Raw genomic sequence first — 14,151 nt, 5'->3', positions numbered from 1 at the left:
AGGGGCAGTTTTACCTCTAGTTGTGATTAACAAGGCCGCGCGAACCGCGACGCACCTGTCCAGCATTGTGGCATGACACCGTGATCCATACGGCCGCCTCCTGGCGGTTGCCCTCCACCCTAGGCCGACCAAGAGAGTAGTGCGTACGGAAGCGAGGCACCGATACCCGAAAGCAACCGTTATGACTGTTTCATTCAGTCACTCTTCGTGGCGAGGGGAACGTGGATCGCGAGCACCGTGACGTCGTCATCCTGCTCATATCCAGACAGCATGCGATCGACAAGAAAATCTAGCAACATGTGGGGGCTTCCCACCACTTCGGCCGGCGCTTCGGTCACAACAGAACAAAGATCGGCAAGCCCGGCATCGAGGCCACGCTTGCGGTTTTCCACCAGACCATCCGAATACAGGACGGCGGTGTGGCCCGGCGGGACGCAGAACCTGAACTGCCGGCGGCTCGTGGGCCAGCCCAGCGGGGTGCCCGGCTCGCCGTCGCACAGCAGCGGCACGCCCTGCGGGGAGACCAGCAGGGGCGGCGGGTGACCGGCGAGCGCCAGCGTACCCTCTCCGGTGCCCGGCTCGACGACCATGTAGGCGAGGGTGGTGACCTGCTCCTCCTCCTCGGTGGCCTCGAAGACCCTGTCGAGGCCGGTGAGCACCGCGGCGGGCGGCGGGTTGGTCAGCGCCAGGGCCCGCATCGCGTTGCGGATGCGGCCCATCCCGGCCGCGGCCTTGACGCCCTTGCCCATGACGTCGCCGACCACCGCCGCGACCCGGCCGTCCTGGAGGACGAACGCGTCGTACCAGTCGCCGCCGACCTGGACGTGGCGGCTTCCCGAGCGGAACCGCTGGGCGAGGACCAGGCCCCGGACCACCGGCAGGCGGTCGGGCAGCAGGCTGCGCTGGAGGGTCTCGGCCGTGCGGTGCTCGCGCTCGAACAGGGTGGCCCGCTCCACGGCGAGGGCGCACTGTCCCGCGAGCGCCTCCAGGAACACCCCGTCCTCCTGAGAGATCTTCTGCGGGCGGGTGAAGGAGAACCTCAGCGCGCCGAGCGCGCGCCCCGCGGCCAGCAGCGGCAGGCCCACCCAGGCCCGCTCGTCGCTGTGGGCGATGAACCCGGTGATCGTCTCGTTGTCGCCGCCCGCGTCGACCAGCTGGGACTTCAGGCTCTCCGGCGACTCGGCGAAGACCGGGCGCCGGCTGTTGACCGCCATGGTCATCACGCTGGAGTGCGAGAGCGGGATCTCCTCGCCGGGCGCGCCGGGAACGTCGGGGATGCCCCCGCTGTTGACCAGCTTCAGCGCGGCCCGGTCGACGTCGAGCAGCGCCACGGCGGAGCGGTCGGCCGCCAGCGCCGTACGGCCCACGTCGATGATGACCTGGACCACCTGCTCGACGGTGAGCGCCTCGGCGAGCATCGCCGTGGCGCCCTGCAGGCGCGCGGTCCGCAGGGCGGCGGCGCCGAGCTGGTCGGTCAGCCGTCCGCGCATCTCCTCGGCCTCGCGCTGCGGGGTGACGTCGGTGTTGGCGCCCACCCACTCGACGACCCGGTTGTGCCGGATGATCGGGACGGCGCGCACCTCGAAGTGCCGGTAGCCGCTGGCCCGGGTGCGGACCCGGTAACTCCACTCGAACATGGTCCGGCCGCGCAGCGCCTCGCGCCACGCCTCCTCGGTGTGCGGGCGGTCGTCGGGGTGGACGGCCTCCAGCCAGCCGTGGGTGAGGTACTCCTCAAGCCCCTGGCCGGTGATGGCCCGCCACTGCGGCGCGTCCTCCTCCACGACGCCGTTGGGCGCGGTGATCCACACGAGCTGGGACTGGGCCTCGACCAGCGAGCGGTAGCGCTCCTCGCTGCGCCTGAGGTCCTCCTCGACCTGCCTGCTGTCGGTGATGTCGACGCCGACCAGGCAGATCGCGCGGAGCGTGCCCTTGTCGTCGTGGATCGGGGAGAAGGTCAGCGACCAGTGGTGGGTCTCGCCGCCGGCGGTGCGTACGCGGATCCGCTGGTCGCCCTCGACCTCGGCGCCCGTCACGATGCCGCGGACCGAACCCTCGATCAGGGCGGTCAGGTCGGCGGAGAGCATCTCGCCGGGGGCGCGGCCGACCAGGCGCTCGGCGGGCAGGCCGACCACGTCGGAGAAGACCTCGTCGACGCGCTCGAAGCGGCCGCCGGGGTCGAAGAACGCGAAGGCGAACGGCGACTGTGACAGCAGGCCCTGCAACAGGCCGGAGTCTGAGATGTCCACACCCGACTCCCGGGGACGGGGCACGGAGGTTTCGGCGCTCATGGTCGGCACCTCCGTCGCGTGCCAGGGTCTCCCACGAGGCACATCTCCAAACTTGCGAATTGGCGTAGCGCGGCTCCGGGGGACCGGATCCTGGAGTACATCATCGGCGATGGGCAGGTGCGGACGGAAGCCCCGCCCAGGATGCGGTCCGCGCACCCCGGGAACCTCGGGAACACCGCCGCCCCGATGACCGGGACCCTCGCGCCGGCGCGAGGGGGCTCCCGCAGGGGCGCCGACCGGCCGGCGCTGTGCCTCCGAACGTTTGCGGCCAGGACCATAGCAGGATCGGGCCGGACCGTCCCGGCAACTGCCCACCTCATCTCCGTCGGGCTTGCAGGCGAGATCAGGCTACTGACTCACCGTCAATTCGGCTCCCTGTTCGGGGACACTCACTTACTCCACTGTTGCAGGATTCAGTCAAGACACGGGGCCAGCTTTCCATATCACGGCGCCGAGGGTTGACACTCCCGAGATAAGTTGTGGAATGAAAACGCACGTCCTCGCCGACACATCCGGGGGATGCCCCCGGGAAACTCCGGAGGAATGCGACATCCATGCCCGTTCTTGCCACCCGCCTCGCCGGGCCTTCCGTGACGCCCCTCGCCGCGCCTTCCGCGCCCCCCGCGCCCCCTGTGCCCCCTGTGCCTCCGGCAGCCCTCCACGAGCCGGTGACCTCCCATCTGGCCGCCGAGTTCCTGACGGTCCCCCTCGACACCGTCGACAGGTGCGTGGCCGAGGTCTGCGCCTGCGCCGAGCATCTCGGCATCGAGCCGACGGCCGAGGTCGTCGAGCGTGTCGCCCGGGAGCATTTGCTCGCCCTTGTCAACTCCGCGCCGCCGCCCCGCGGTCCCCGGTAGCATCGGGGGCACCCGGCCGTCTTCTACGCACCGTTTGGACCGGGAATGCGAGAAGGTTGGGACGTGAGCGTGGGAAGCGAGCGGGCCAATCAGCGCGGCGGCGGCGTCCGTGATGGGCTCGCGCGCCCGACGGGGGAGGCTGCTTGAGCCGGCGACATCGTCGAGACCCCAGGGAGAGCCAGTCCCCCGAGGCGGTCTTCTCCGAGATGTTGCTCGCCGCTCGCGAGCTACTGGCCGTACGCAGCCCGCTGGACGCCGAGCTCATGGTCTCCGACATGATCGGGGCCTGGTGGGGGCGCCGGTTGCGCCGGGGGGACGCCGAGCAGGTCCTCGGCGAGGGCCTGGTCGACTACGCGGCCAAGGCCGGCTCGCCCGCCGCGCTCACCCTGCTGATCGCGCTGGCCTACCTCGGCACGGCCCGCCAGGCCGCCAAGGCGGAGGGCGCCGCGCTGGCTCTGATGGAGCGCGACGTGGCCAGGCCCCGCTGGGCCGACCGGCTGGGCGTGGTCAAGACGACCGGCTGCTTCGTCTCCCGCGACGCGTACGGCGACCAGGACACCGTGGTGTGCACCTTCGGCTACCGGGGCACCGACAGCGTCGAGGACCGGCACGCGCTGGTGGTGATCGTCGACTACAACATGCGCGGCATCGCCCGTGACGCCTGGGTCTCCTCGCACGTCGACAAGCTGCTGGAGCAGGCCAGGGCCGAGGCCGAGGGCAACCCGATGCTCAGGTTCGGGGAGATCGAGCCGCAGCAGGCCAGGGCGCTGCTCGAATCGGCGATGAAGGCCACCGCCGAGTACGGCCAGCGCAGGACGGCCGTGCCGGTCAGCGACAGCTACAGCGCCTACCACGCCTTCGCCAGGTCCAGGATCAAGGCGCTGCCGCCCGGCAGGAAGCGTCCGGCCCCGCTGCACAGCGAGGCCCCCTACAGCCGTGACCGCCGGGCGATGCTGGCGGCCGAGTTCCTCTCCTCGGACGCGGCCGAGCACCTGTCCGACCCCTCGGCGGCCTCCCGGTGCGCCGACCACATCATCGACTACGGCTGTGACCAGGACTTCGGCCGCCCGCTCCGGGTGAGCCCGACCAAGTGCGAGACGTTCCTGCTCGACTGGCTGCCGCGCAAGGTGATGCTCACCACCACCGAGCAGGAGGCGGTGCCGCACGTGCTGGGCGCGTGGGCGCGGTTCGCCGCGGGCAGGACCGGGCTGCCCGACGAGGGGCTGCGGGCCACGCTCGACGCGGTGTGGGAGGCGACGGGCAAGTTCGCGGAGTCCTACCGCGACCCGACGACCTTCGGGCTCGACCGCGACCTGCTCGACCGGCTGCTGCCGGACGGCGACCTGTCGGCGCTGGCCAGGCGGGTGTTCGCGTTCCCCTTCCTGCAGGGTACGCACGGCGAGATCAAGCTCAGCCTGCTCAACCCCGCCGACGACACCGACCGGCGGATCCTGCTGGGCATCGACCACGCGGGCGAGCTCGACCGGCGCGACTACGACGAGCACCTCGCCTGGCACGAGGAGATCGCCGCCCGGCTCTGGGAGGGCGACCCGCCGCAGCTCTGGGAGGCGGCGCAGCGGCTGCTGGACCTGGGCCACGACCGGCACGACGTGCTGCACGTGCTGATCGAGATCGCCGAGCGCATCGGGGACGACCCCGAGGAGCTGGCCATCGCCCTCGATGACATCGCGGACATCCCCGACGAACCTCCGGTGTAGGTGAACCATGGTGATCGATCTCAACGCCGATCTGGGTGAGGGTTTCGGGATCTGGCGGCTGGGCGACGACGAGGCCCTCCTTGACGTCGTGACCAGCGCCAACGTCGCCTGCGGGTTCCACGCGGGCGACCCGCTGATCATCCGGCGCACGTGCGCGGCGGCGGTCGACCGGGGGGTGGTGATCGGCGCCCAGGTGTCCTACCGGGACCTGGTCGGGTTCGGCCGCCGCGAGATGGACGTCGACCCCGAGGAGCTCTGCGCCGAGGTCCTCTACCAGCTGGGGGCGGTGGACGGCATCGCCAGGGCGATGGGCGGCCGGGTCTCCTACGTCAAGCCGCACGGCGCGCTGTACAACCGGATCTGCCGCGACCCCGAGCAGGCCGGGGCCGTCGTGGCGGCGGTCGCCGACTACGACCGGGACCTGCCGCTGCTGACCCTGCCCGGGTCCGTCGTCCACGAGATCGCCGCCGGGGAGGGGGTCGCCACCGTCGTCGAGGCCTTCGCCGACCGCGCGTACACCGGCTCGGGGACGCTGGTCTCCCGCCGCTCCCCCGGCGCGGTGCTGCACGACCCCGGCACGGTCGCGGACCGGGCCGTACGAATGGCGACCGAGCGGGTGGTCGAGGCGGTGGACGGCTCGCGGGTCCCCGTCGAGGCGCGCTCGATCTGCGTGCACGGCGACACTCCCGGCGCCGTGCTGATGGCCCGCGCCGTCCGCGACGGCCTGGTGGACGCCGGAGTGACGCTGAGGTCCTTCGCGTGAGCGTCCGGCGGGCCGGGGAGCACGCGCTGCTGGTGGAGACCGGCTCGCTGGAGGTCTCCCACCGGCTGGACGCCCTGCTGCGGGCCGCCCGGCCCTCCGGGGTGGTCGAGATCGTCCCCGGCCCCGTCACGGTCCTCGTCACCGCGCCAGGAACCGACCCGGCGCGTCTGCGGGACGAGCTCTCCCGCCTGCTGGACGCGGCGTCCGGCGCGGACGCGGCGGTGGCCGCGCCCGCGCCGGAGGTGACCCTTCCCGTCGTGTACGACGGCGCCGACCTCGACGACGTCGCCGCGCTGAGCGGGCTCTCCCCCGGGGAGGTGGTCGAGCGGCACACCGGGCGGGAGCTGGTGGTGGGCTGGCTGGGCTTCGCCCCCGGGTTCGCCTACCTCACGGGGCTGGACCCGGCGCTGCACGTCCCCCGGCTGGACACTCCGCGGACCTCGGTGCCCGCCGGGGCGGTGGCGGTCGCGGGCCCCTACTCGGCGGTCTATCCCTCGGCCTCCCCCGGCGGCTGGCGGCTGCTCGGCCGCTCCGCGACGGCGGTGTGGGACGTGGCCGCCGATCCGCCCGCCCTGCTCACCCCGGGGACGCGGGTACGGTTCCTGGCGGTCGGCGAGCCATGATCGAGGTGATCGCGCCGGGGCCGTACGCCACCGTGCAGGATCTCGGCCGGCCGGGGTACGCCCACCTCGGGGTGCCCCGCTCGGGCGCGGCGGACGAGCCGAGCCTGCGGCTGGCCAACCGCCTGCTCGGCAACCCGGAGAGCGCCGCGGGGATCGAGCTGACCTTCGGCGGCGCCCGGCTGCTCTTCACCGCCGGGGCCTGGGTCGCCGTCACCGGCGCTCCCTGCCCTGTGGACGTCGTACGACCGCGCGGGGCGCCCACCGGCCGGTCCCTTCCGGGTGAGGCCCTCGCGGGTGAGACGTCCTTGGGTGGTGCTTCTTCGGGTGAGGCGCTCGCGGGCGAGACATCTCCGGGTGGCGCTTCTTCGGGTGCTGCTTCTTCAGGCGGTGTTTCCCCGAGCGGTGCTTCTTCGGGCGGTGTTTCTTCGGGCGGTGTTTCTCCGAGTGGTTCTCCGGGTGGGGTGATCCGGCTCGTGACGGTCTCGCAGGGGATGTGCGCGCCCTTCTGGGTCCCCTCGGGTGGCGAGCTGCGCCTGGGGATGCCCGGGGCCGGTCTGCGGACCTACGTCGCCGTCCGGGGCGGTGTCGACGTGCCCGTCACGATGGGGAGCCGGTCGGCCGACTCGCTGTCCGGGCTCGGGCCTCCCCCGCTGCGCGCCGGGACGGTCCTGCCCGTGGGGCCGACCGGGGACCTGCCGCCGATCATCGTGGACGCGGCGCCCCCTCCGGAGCCCGGGACGGGCGTCCTGCGGGTTCTGCCGGGTCCCCGGGACGACTGGTTCGTCTCCGGAGCCCTGGCCACTTTGTGCGCGGGGCCGTACGAGGTCAGCCAGGACAGCAACCGGGTGGGCGTGCGGATGCGCGGCGCCTGCCTGGAGCGGGCCAGGGACGGGGAGCTGCCCAGCGAGGGCATGGTGGCGGGGGCCGTCCAGGTGCCGCCCAGCGGCCAGCCGATCGTGTTTCTCGCCGACCACCCGCCGACCGGCGGCTACCCGGTCATCGCGGTCCTGACCTCGGCGAGCCTCGCCGGGGCGGCCCAGCTCCGCCCCGGCGACCGGATACGCTTCCGCCGCGACTGACGTGCGCCCGGCAGCCCGGCCGTCGCGGGCCGTACGAACCGTGGACGCCGCCGGGGAACGAGCCTGACAGGCGGCGCCGTCACGGCCGCGCGAACCCGTGGACGCCGCATCAGCACCGTCGCTGGAGAACATGGGCGGCGAAGACCGGCGCCGTGGCGGGCCGTACGGACGATGGGCGCCCGGTGGAGGCGGATCGGATCTCCCCGGTGTGGCGGACCCCTCAGCGGAGGAGCGCGGACACCCGCTCCATCTCGGCGGTGAGGGCGGCGGCGGGAACCTCCTCCAAGAGGTCGACGGTGATCTTCCCTTCCTTCGCCTCCCAGACCCCGGCCACCCGGCCCTCGCAGATGACGACCGGGGAGATCCAACCCGCGGCCCGGCTGACCTTCGCCTTCGCCTCGGCGGGCAGGAGAGGCTCCAGGTCGCGCGGGGCGGCCAGGATGTACTGGTCGAAGCCGGGCAGCAGGTGGACCCCGGTGGCGGGCCGGGTCGCGGCCAGGTCGTCGAGGTGCTCGGCGAGCATGACCATCGAGCGGCCGTCCACCTCGATCTCGGCCAGCTCGGGGGTGAGGTCGCGAAACCAGCCGCGCAGCGTCGCCTTGCGGCTGGCCCCCCGGTAGAGCCAGCCGTCGAACGTCTCGGGGGCGCCGGGGCCGTGCGCGCCGAGGAAGGAGCGGAGCAGGCGCACCCCGCCCTCCTCCACCGAGGGAAGCTCGCCGGGCCAGCCGGGCACCTGGTCGCGGGGGCTGGCGAAGGTCACCCGGCCCTCGCGCGGCGGGCCGTAGCAGAGCTCGCCGAGAAAGCTCAGCGGCTTGAGCAGGGCGCCCCAGCCGGAGGTGAGCGCCTCTCTCAGGTGGGCGTCACCGGTGACCTCGATGACCCCGTCGACCAGCTCCTCGCGGGTGAGGACGCGGCCCGCGAGCGCCTTGGGCACGGCGTCGAGGATGGCGGCGACCTCAATGGCGGTGACGCCGTGGCCGCGCTGCCAGGAGCCCTTCTCCCAGTTGCGGAACGAGCCGAGGACGGCGGCGTAGGAGGCCAGCTCGTCGGCGGGGACGAGGTGCAGGGTGCCGCGCACCGTCCAGGTCTTGACCAGGCTGCGATCTCGCCACAGCGCGCGGTCGATCTCACCGGGATCCGGTCGTGCGCTCCGCACGGCCACCGCCAGCCCGGCGGAGGAGGCCACCTGTGCCTGCACCCCGGTGAGCCTCCGCACGACGGACACCGCGTCGGGCCCGTCGGCCGGGTCGACGAACTGCCGCTTCAACCGCCAGGCGAGCACCTGAGGCCAGGTCACAGAGATAGCCATGACCAATTCCTACACCCCGCCCCCGACAGAACACGGCCCACCCGTAGCCCCCGGTCCGGCGGTAAGGCCCCGAAGCCGAGGGCCCACGCCGCTCGGCGTACCGGCGGGACGCGACCCTCCGGCCCCCGGAGCGGTGGTGAAGACCCGGACGCGTCTCGAAGCAAGGGCTCTGTACCGGCGGGACGCGAGCCGATCCTCCGGCCCCAGGAGCGGTGGTGAAGACGCGTCTCGAAGCGAAGGTTCATGCCGCTCGGCCTGTCAGCGGGACGCGAGCCACCCTCCCGGCCCCGGCCCGGCGGTGAAAACCTGGACGCCTCTCGAAGCGAAGGTTCGTACCGCTCGGCCTGTCACCGGAAGATGGGCCGGTGCTCAGGGCCCGGACACACTCCGGAAAGGCTTGCGCCGCTCGGTGTGTCCGGGAGTCTTCGTTCTCCGGGGTGGGGGGAGCGTCAGCGGACGAAGCCGATGTCCTGGTATCTCAGGTCGTAGAAGCCCCGGGCGCCGAAGTTGGCGAGGTTGCTCGTGACCGCGACGTTCTGCGGTCGCTGGTAGAGCGTCACCACGTTGACCGCCTGCCAGATGAGCTTGTCCGCGGCGTTGGTGTCGGCGATCGCCCTGGCGTCGTCGAGGTCGGCGGTCGCCTTGTTCATGGCGGCGTCGATCCGCGGGGAGCCGATGCGGCCGAGGTTGGCGTTCCACTGCTTGGTGCCGTCGGAGCGCCTGACGGCGTCGGCGTACTGCCCGTAGGAGCTGGAGACGGGAAAGGGCGTGCCCACGTACGCGAACGCGGTGATGTCGTAGTTGCCAGGGATTATGTATTTGGTGAAGTAGTCGTCCGTGGGCACCGACTGCAGGGTGACCCCGACGCCGATCCGGCCGAGCATGTCCTGGACGAGCTCGGCCTCGGACTTGGCGAGCTGCAGGCCGGACGGCAGGACGAAACGCAGGTTCAGCTCCTTTCCCCCCTTCCTGCGGGTCCGGCCCTCCAGTTTCCAGCCCGCGGCGTCCAGCTCCCTCCCGGCCCTGCCCGGGTCGTACACGCCGATCTCACCGGCGTTGTCCCGGTATCCCTCCTGGGTGTTCATGAAGAAGTGGTTGTTGAGCAAAACGATCGGCCAGTCGAGGCCCTGGAGGTCCGACTGGGCGATGGCCTGGCGGTTGATGCCCATAGCGACGGCCCTGCGGAGCTTCGGGTCGGACAGGACGGCGCTCTCGCCGTTCATCGTGATATGCCGGAAGTCGGGTCCGGCCGCCTGCCGCACGATCGCGTCCGGGGTGCTCTTGGCCCGCGCGTAGTCGGGCGCGGACGGGCCGATGTCGAAGGTGTCGAGCTCACCGTTGCTGAAGGCGCCGACCAGCGCGCCGCTCTCCAGGGAGCGGTAGATGATCCGGTCCAGCTTGGCCCTGTCGCCCCACCAGCGGTCGTCACGCGCGACGGTAAGGGTCTTGGCGGTCGGGTCGAACGCGACGAACTTGAACGGGCCCGCGGTCACCGGGACGCGGTTCAGCCAGGCGGTGTTGAACGCCTCGGGGGTGGCGTTGGTGCTCCGGGGGTACAGCGGCGCGAACAGCGACTGCCAGTCGCCGAAGGGCTTGGCGAAGGTCACCACGACCTGGTGGTCGTCCCTGCCCCTGGCGACCTTCTCGATGTTCTGGTAGCCGGTGCTGCTCGCCACCCGGTAGTCGGCGTCGCGGCCGCTCAGCGCCTGCCACTGGGCGTGGTAGTCCTTCCAGGTGATCGGGGTGCCGTCGGACCACCTGGCGCGCGGGTTGAGGGTGAGCGTGACGACCTGCCTGGGCCGGTGCGCGGTGACCCTGCCCTCGGTCAGGTAGTCGGTGTTCGGGGAGATCTTCCCCTGCGCGTCGGAACGGAAGGGGGAGGGCATGAGGCCGTCCATGACCTTCTTGACCGTCGCCAGGTTGCCGTCGATGTGGTTGAGGTTCCAGTTGGACGGATACTCGTTGAGCCCCCAGCGGAGCACGCCCCCGTCCGCGACCCGGTCACGGGCGACCGGGTTGACGTCGTAGGCCTTGACCGCCGAGACGGGCCCGCGCGACCTTCCGCCGCCCCCTCCCCCGCATCCGGCGAGGCCCGGTGCGACGGCCAGGGCCACGGCCAGCGCGGCGGCGAGCGCGCCCACGCGCCGGATTGATATCACGGTGTTCCTCCCGGGGCATACAGCGGGGCGTGCGACTGGGCGTACGGCTGGTCGTGCGGCTGGGCGTGTGAACGACGTGCGGCCGACCCGGTCCGCGCGTGCGTCTCCGCGTACGGCCGGGCGTGCCGCAGGAGGTACGGCCGGGTCATACGGCGTCGATCCTCTCGGCGAAGTGGCACGAGACGCCGTGGTCGTCACCGAGCCACCGCACCCGGGGCTCCTCGTCTGCGCAGCGTCGCCTGACGGTCTCGTCGAGGGCCCTGAACAGGGGGCAGCGGGTGCGGAAGCGGCATCCCGAGGGCGGGTCGGCCGGACTGGGCAGATCTCCCTCCAGCAGTACGCGTCTCCTGGAGCGTTCCAGCACCGGGTCCGGCAGCGGGACCGCCGACAGCAGGGCCCGCGTGTAGGGGTGCATCGGGGTGTCGTAGACCCCGCCGACCCGGCCGATCTCGGCGATCCTCCCCAGGTACATGACCGCGACCCGGTCGGCGATGTGCCGGACCACGGCCAGGTCGTGCGCCACGAGCAGGTACGACAGGCCCAGGCGGCTCCTCAGCTCCTCCAGCAGGTTGAGCACCCCCGCCTGGATGGACACGTCGAGCGCCGAGACCGGCTCGTCCAGCACGACCAGCCGGGGCTCCAGCGCGAGGGCGCGGGCGATGCCGACGCGCTGGCGCTGGCCCCCGGAGAAGTCCTGCGGGTAGCGGGCGGCGTGACCGGGCTCCAGGCCGACCAGGCCGAGCAGCTCGCCGATCCTGGGGCCCGGGTCGCGCTCACCGTGCGCGCGCAGCGGCTCGGCGAGGATGTCGTAGACGGTCATCCTCGGATCGAGCGAGGCCAGCGGGTCCTGGAAGACGACCTGCATGTCGCGTCGCACGGCCATCCGGTCGCGGGCGCTCATCCGCGAGGTGTCGTGGCCCAGCACGGTGATCCTGCCGCGCTGCGGCGCGGCCAGTTCGAGGATCTCCATCAGGGTGGTCGTCTTGCCGCAGCCCGACTCGCCGACCAGGCCGAGCGTCTCGCCCTCTCGGACGTCGAAGCCGACGCCGTCCACCGCGCGGACCGTGCCGACCCGGCGCCGCAGGAGCGTCCCCTTGACCAGGGGGTAGTGCTTGACCAGGTCCTCGACCGCCAGGACCACGTCACGCTCGCCACGCGGACGCGGCGGCTCCCCGGCGACGGGAGCGACGGGAGCGGTCGAGTCGGCGGGGCGCCGGGCCGGACCGTCCGCGGCACGCGTGACCGCGCCCTCGGCGGGATCGCGTACGTCATGGACCCGCGCGGGACCGCGTACGCCGTGGACCTGAACGGGACCGTGTGCGTCATGGACCCGCGCGGGATCGCGTACGCCGTAGACCTGGGCGGGTGACCAGCCCGCCGCCTCGATCTCGCCGGAGCGTACGCACGCCGCGAGGTGGCCGGGCGAGCCCACCGGTTCCGGCTCCGGCTCGGCCTCGGCGCACACCGGGACGGCGATCGGGCAGCGCGGCTCGAACGGGCAGCCCGGCGGCAGCGCCGCCGGTGACGGCGGGTTTCCCTCGATGGGCACCAGCGGCTGCTCCCGGCCTCGGTCGAGGCGCGGGACCGAGCCGAGCAGGCCCATGGTGTACGGCATGCGGCTGCGGTAGTAGACCTCGTCCACCGAGCCGACCTCGACGGGACGCCCGGCGTACATGACGAGGACCCGGTCGACGAACCCGGCCACCACCCCCAGGTCGTGGGTGATGACGACGATCGCCGCGCCGGTCTCGCGCTGCGCCGTCTTCAGCACCTCCAGCACCTGCGCCTGGATGGTCACGTCGAGCGCGGTGGTCGGCTCGTCGCAGAGGATCACGTCGGGGTCGTTGGCGATCGCCATCGCGATCACCGCGCGCTGGCGCATGCCGCCGGAGAACTCGTGCGGGAACGCCCTGGCCCGCTGCGCGGCGTTGGGGATGCCGACCAGGTCGAGCAGCTCGACGGCGCGCCTGGCGGCCTGGGCGGCGCTCACCCGCTGGTGGACGCGGATCGCCTCGGCGATCTGGGCACCGACCCGGTAGACGGGGGTGAGCGCGGAGAGCGGGTCCTGGAAGACCATCGAGACGGTCTTGCCGCGGAACGCGGTGAGTGTCCTCTCCGGGGCGCCCAGGATCTCCTGCCCGAGCAGCCGCACCGAGCCGGTGACGCGGGCGTGCGCCGGGAGCAGGCCCATCACGGCCAGCGAGGTGACCGACTTGCCGGACCCTGACTCCCCGACGACGCCGAGCACCTCGCCGGGGCGGAGCGCGTACCCCATGCCCCTGACCGCGCGGACCGCGCCGGGGCCAGAACCGAAGGTGACGTCGAGGTCGCGTATCTCAAGCACGGGGGCGGCCGGGTCCGGCACAGGGGCGCGCCCGCCGGTCCGGGAGGTCGTGCCCGAGAGCCCCGAAGGCCCCGAGGGCCGATCGTTCGTCACCGGTCACCCGCCCCGGTGGGACGTGGGGTCGAAGGCGTCGCGCAGGGAGTCGCCGACCAGGTTCACCGCGAGCACGGTGACGATCAGCAGGCCCGCGCAGAACCAGAACGTCCAGGGGGCGTAGAGGGCCGTCTGCGAGCCGTCGGCGATGAGGCTGCCCAGCGAGACGTCGGGCGGCTGGATGCCGAAGCCGAAGTAGGACAGGGACGTCTCGGTGAGGATCGCGGCGCTGACGTTGAGCGTGGCGTCGACGACGAGCAGCGAGGACATGTTGGGGATCACGTGCCGGAAGATGATCCTCGTCGGGGGCACGCCCATGAACCTGGCCGCGTGGATGAACTCCCGCTCCCTGAGCGAGATGGTCATACTCCGGACGATCTTCGAGGTGACCATCCAGAGGAAGAGCGCCAGCACCAGCACGAACACCGGCCACTGCCCCCCGGCGAAGAGCGGGGACATGATCGCCAGGATCAGGAAGGCCGGGAGCACCAGGAGCAGGTCGGTCAGCCAGGTCAGCCCGCGGTCGGTCCAGCCTCCGAAGTATCCGGCGAAGGCTCCCACCACGGCCGCGAGCGCGGTGCCGACCACCGCGGCGAGCAGGCCGACGACCAGGGACCTCTGCAGGCCGCGCAGCGTGACCGCGTACACGTCGGCGCCGGTCTGCAGCGTCCCCCACCAGTGCTCGACGGAGGGCGGCGCGAGGAAGGCCGTGTAGTCCTTCGAGGCGTACGTCCAGCGGGTGAGGTGCGGCCCGGCGAAGGCCAGCAGGAAGATCAGCACGAGCAGCGCGAAGCCGGTCCTGCCCCGGCCGGAGCGCAGGAGGCGGTCCGCGACCACCCGCAGCCGCGAGGGCGCCTTGATCCTGTCGACGGACGCCCGCTGTTCGGCGAGCTCCTCGTCGGCGATGGTCATCTCCGG

The 14,151-nt window shown here is 72.4% G+C and carries 10 protein-coding genes; 5 read left to right on the top strand and 5 right to left on the bottom strand.

Annotation, left to right across the window (positions count from 1 at the left end):
• Nucleotides 1-194 precede the first annotated feature (194 nt).
• Nucleotides 195-2,288 carry a SpoIIE family protein phosphatase gene (locus ACW9TB_RS24375; protein WP_472750377.1) on the bottom strand — a complete coding sequence of 698 codons (2,094 nt, stop codon included), beginning with the start codon at nucleotides 2,286-2,288 and terminating at the stop codon, nucleotides 195-197.
• Between the two features lie 641 nt (nucleotides 2,289-2,929).
• On the opposite strand from ACW9TB_RS24375, the gene ACW9TB_RS24370 reads away from it, so the two are divergent.
• The 5 genes from ACW9TB_RS24370 to ACW9TB_RS24350 all read left to right on the top strand — a co-directional run bounded on the left by ACW9TB_RS24370 (nucleotide 2,930) and on the right by ACW9TB_RS24350 (nucleotide 7,328).
• On the top strand, nucleotides 2,930-3,145 hold the full coding sequence (locus ACW9TB_RS24370) for a hypothetical protein (protein WP_472750376.1): 216 nt from the start codon (nucleotides 2,930-2,932) through the stop codon (nucleotides 3,143-3,145).
• A 206-nt stretch (nucleotides 3,146-3,351) separates the two neighbouring features.
• A complete protein-coding gene (locus ACW9TB_RS24365) occupies nucleotides 3,352-4,863 on the top strand; it encodes a hypothetical protein (protein WP_472750445.1) in 1,512 nt (503 codons plus the stop codon).
• A 7-nt stretch (nucleotides 4,864-4,870) separates the two neighbouring features.
• The gene (locus ACW9TB_RS24360) at nucleotides 4,871-5,626 is read left to right on the top strand and encodes a LamB/YcsF family protein (RefSeq protein ID WP_472750375.1); all 756 of its coding nucleotides are present in this window, start codon (nucleotides 4,871-4,873) and stop codon (nucleotides 5,624-5,626) included.
• Nucleotides 5,623-6,249, top strand: a complete 627-nt coding sequence (locus ACW9TB_RS24355; protein WP_472750374.1) for a 5-oxoprolinase subunit B family protein — start codon at nucleotides 5,623-5,625, stop codon at nucleotides 6,247-6,249. Before ACW9TB_RS24360 ends, ACW9TB_RS24355 begins: the two co-directional genes overlap by 4 nt.
• Nucleotides 6,246-7,328, top strand: coding sequence for a 5-oxoprolinase subunit C family protein (locus tag ACW9TB_RS24350; protein ID WP_472750373.1), 1,083 nt, complete (start codon nucleotides 6,246-6,248; stop codon nucleotides 7,326-7,328). Before ACW9TB_RS24355 ends, ACW9TB_RS24350 begins: the two co-directional genes overlap by 4 nt.
• Before the next feature lie 220 nt (nucleotides 7,329-7,548).
• Here the strand turns inward: ACW9TB_RS24350 and ACW9TB_RS24345 are convergent, their stop codons facing one another.
• From ACW9TB_RS24345 to ACW9TB_RS24330, 4 genes are all read right to left on the bottom strand, one after another.
• Nucleotides 7,549-8,637 carry a winged helix DNA-binding domain-containing protein gene (locus tag ACW9TB_RS24345; protein WP_472750372.1) on the bottom strand — a complete coding sequence of 363 codons (1,089 nt, stop codon included), beginning with the start codon at nucleotides 8,635-8,637 and terminating at the stop codon, nucleotides 7,549-7,551.
• Between the two features lie 449 nt (nucleotides 8,638-9,086).
• A complete protein-coding gene (locus tag ACW9TB_RS24340; protein WP_472750371.1) occupies nucleotides 9,087-10,796 on the bottom strand; it encodes an ABC transporter family substrate-binding protein in 1,710 nt (569 codons plus the stop codon).
• A gap of 145 nt (nucleotides 10,797-10,941) precedes the next feature.
• Nucleotides 10,942-13,161 carry a dipeptide ABC transporter ATP-binding protein gene (locus ACW9TB_RS24335; protein ID WP_472750444.1) on the bottom strand — a complete coding sequence of 740 codons (2,220 nt, stop codon included), beginning with the start codon at nucleotides 13,159-13,161 and terminating at the stop codon, nucleotides 10,942-10,944.
• 75 nt (nucleotides 13,162-13,236) lie between these two features.
• Nucleotides 13,237-14,145, bottom strand: coding sequence for an ABC transporter permease (locus ACW9TB_RS24330; protein WP_472750370.1), 909 nt, complete (start codon nucleotides 14,143-14,145; stop codon nucleotides 13,237-13,239).
• Nucleotides 14,146-14,151: the final 6 nt, after the last annotated feature.

It is taken from the genome of Streptosporangium sp. H13245, assembly GCF_055690525.1.
The sequence above is the reverse complement of the archived record's forward strand: the minus strand, read 5'-3'. Positions and strand labels throughout refer to the sequence as shown.

Bases quoted from the DNA above. Each gene is read 5' to 3' on its own strand.
- ACW9TB_RS24375 (WP_472750377.1), bottom strand. From the start codon at position 2,288: ATGAGCGCCGAAACCTCCGTGCCCCGTCCCCGGGAGTCGGGTGTGGAC.
- ACW9TB_RS24365 (WP_472750445.1), top strand. From the start codon at position 3,352: ATGTTGCTCGCCGCTCGCGAGCTACTGGCCGTACGCAGCCCGCTGGAC.
- ACW9TB_RS24360 (WP_472750375.1), top strand. From the start codon at position 4,871: ATGGTGATCGATCTCAACGCCGATCTGGGTGAGGGTTTCGGGATCTGG.
- ACW9TB_RS24350 (WP_472750373.1), top strand. From the start codon at position 6,246: ATGATCGAGGTGATCGCGCCGGGGCCGTACGCCACCGTGCAGGATCTC.
- ACW9TB_RS24345 (WP_472750372.1), bottom strand. From the start codon at position 8,637: ATGGCTATCTCTGTGACCTGGCCTCAGGTGCTCGCCTGGCGGTTGAAG.
- ACW9TB_RS24330 (WP_472750370.1), bottom strand. From the start codon at position 14,145: ATGACCATCGCCGACGAGGAGCTCGCCGAACAGCGGGCGTCCGTCGAC.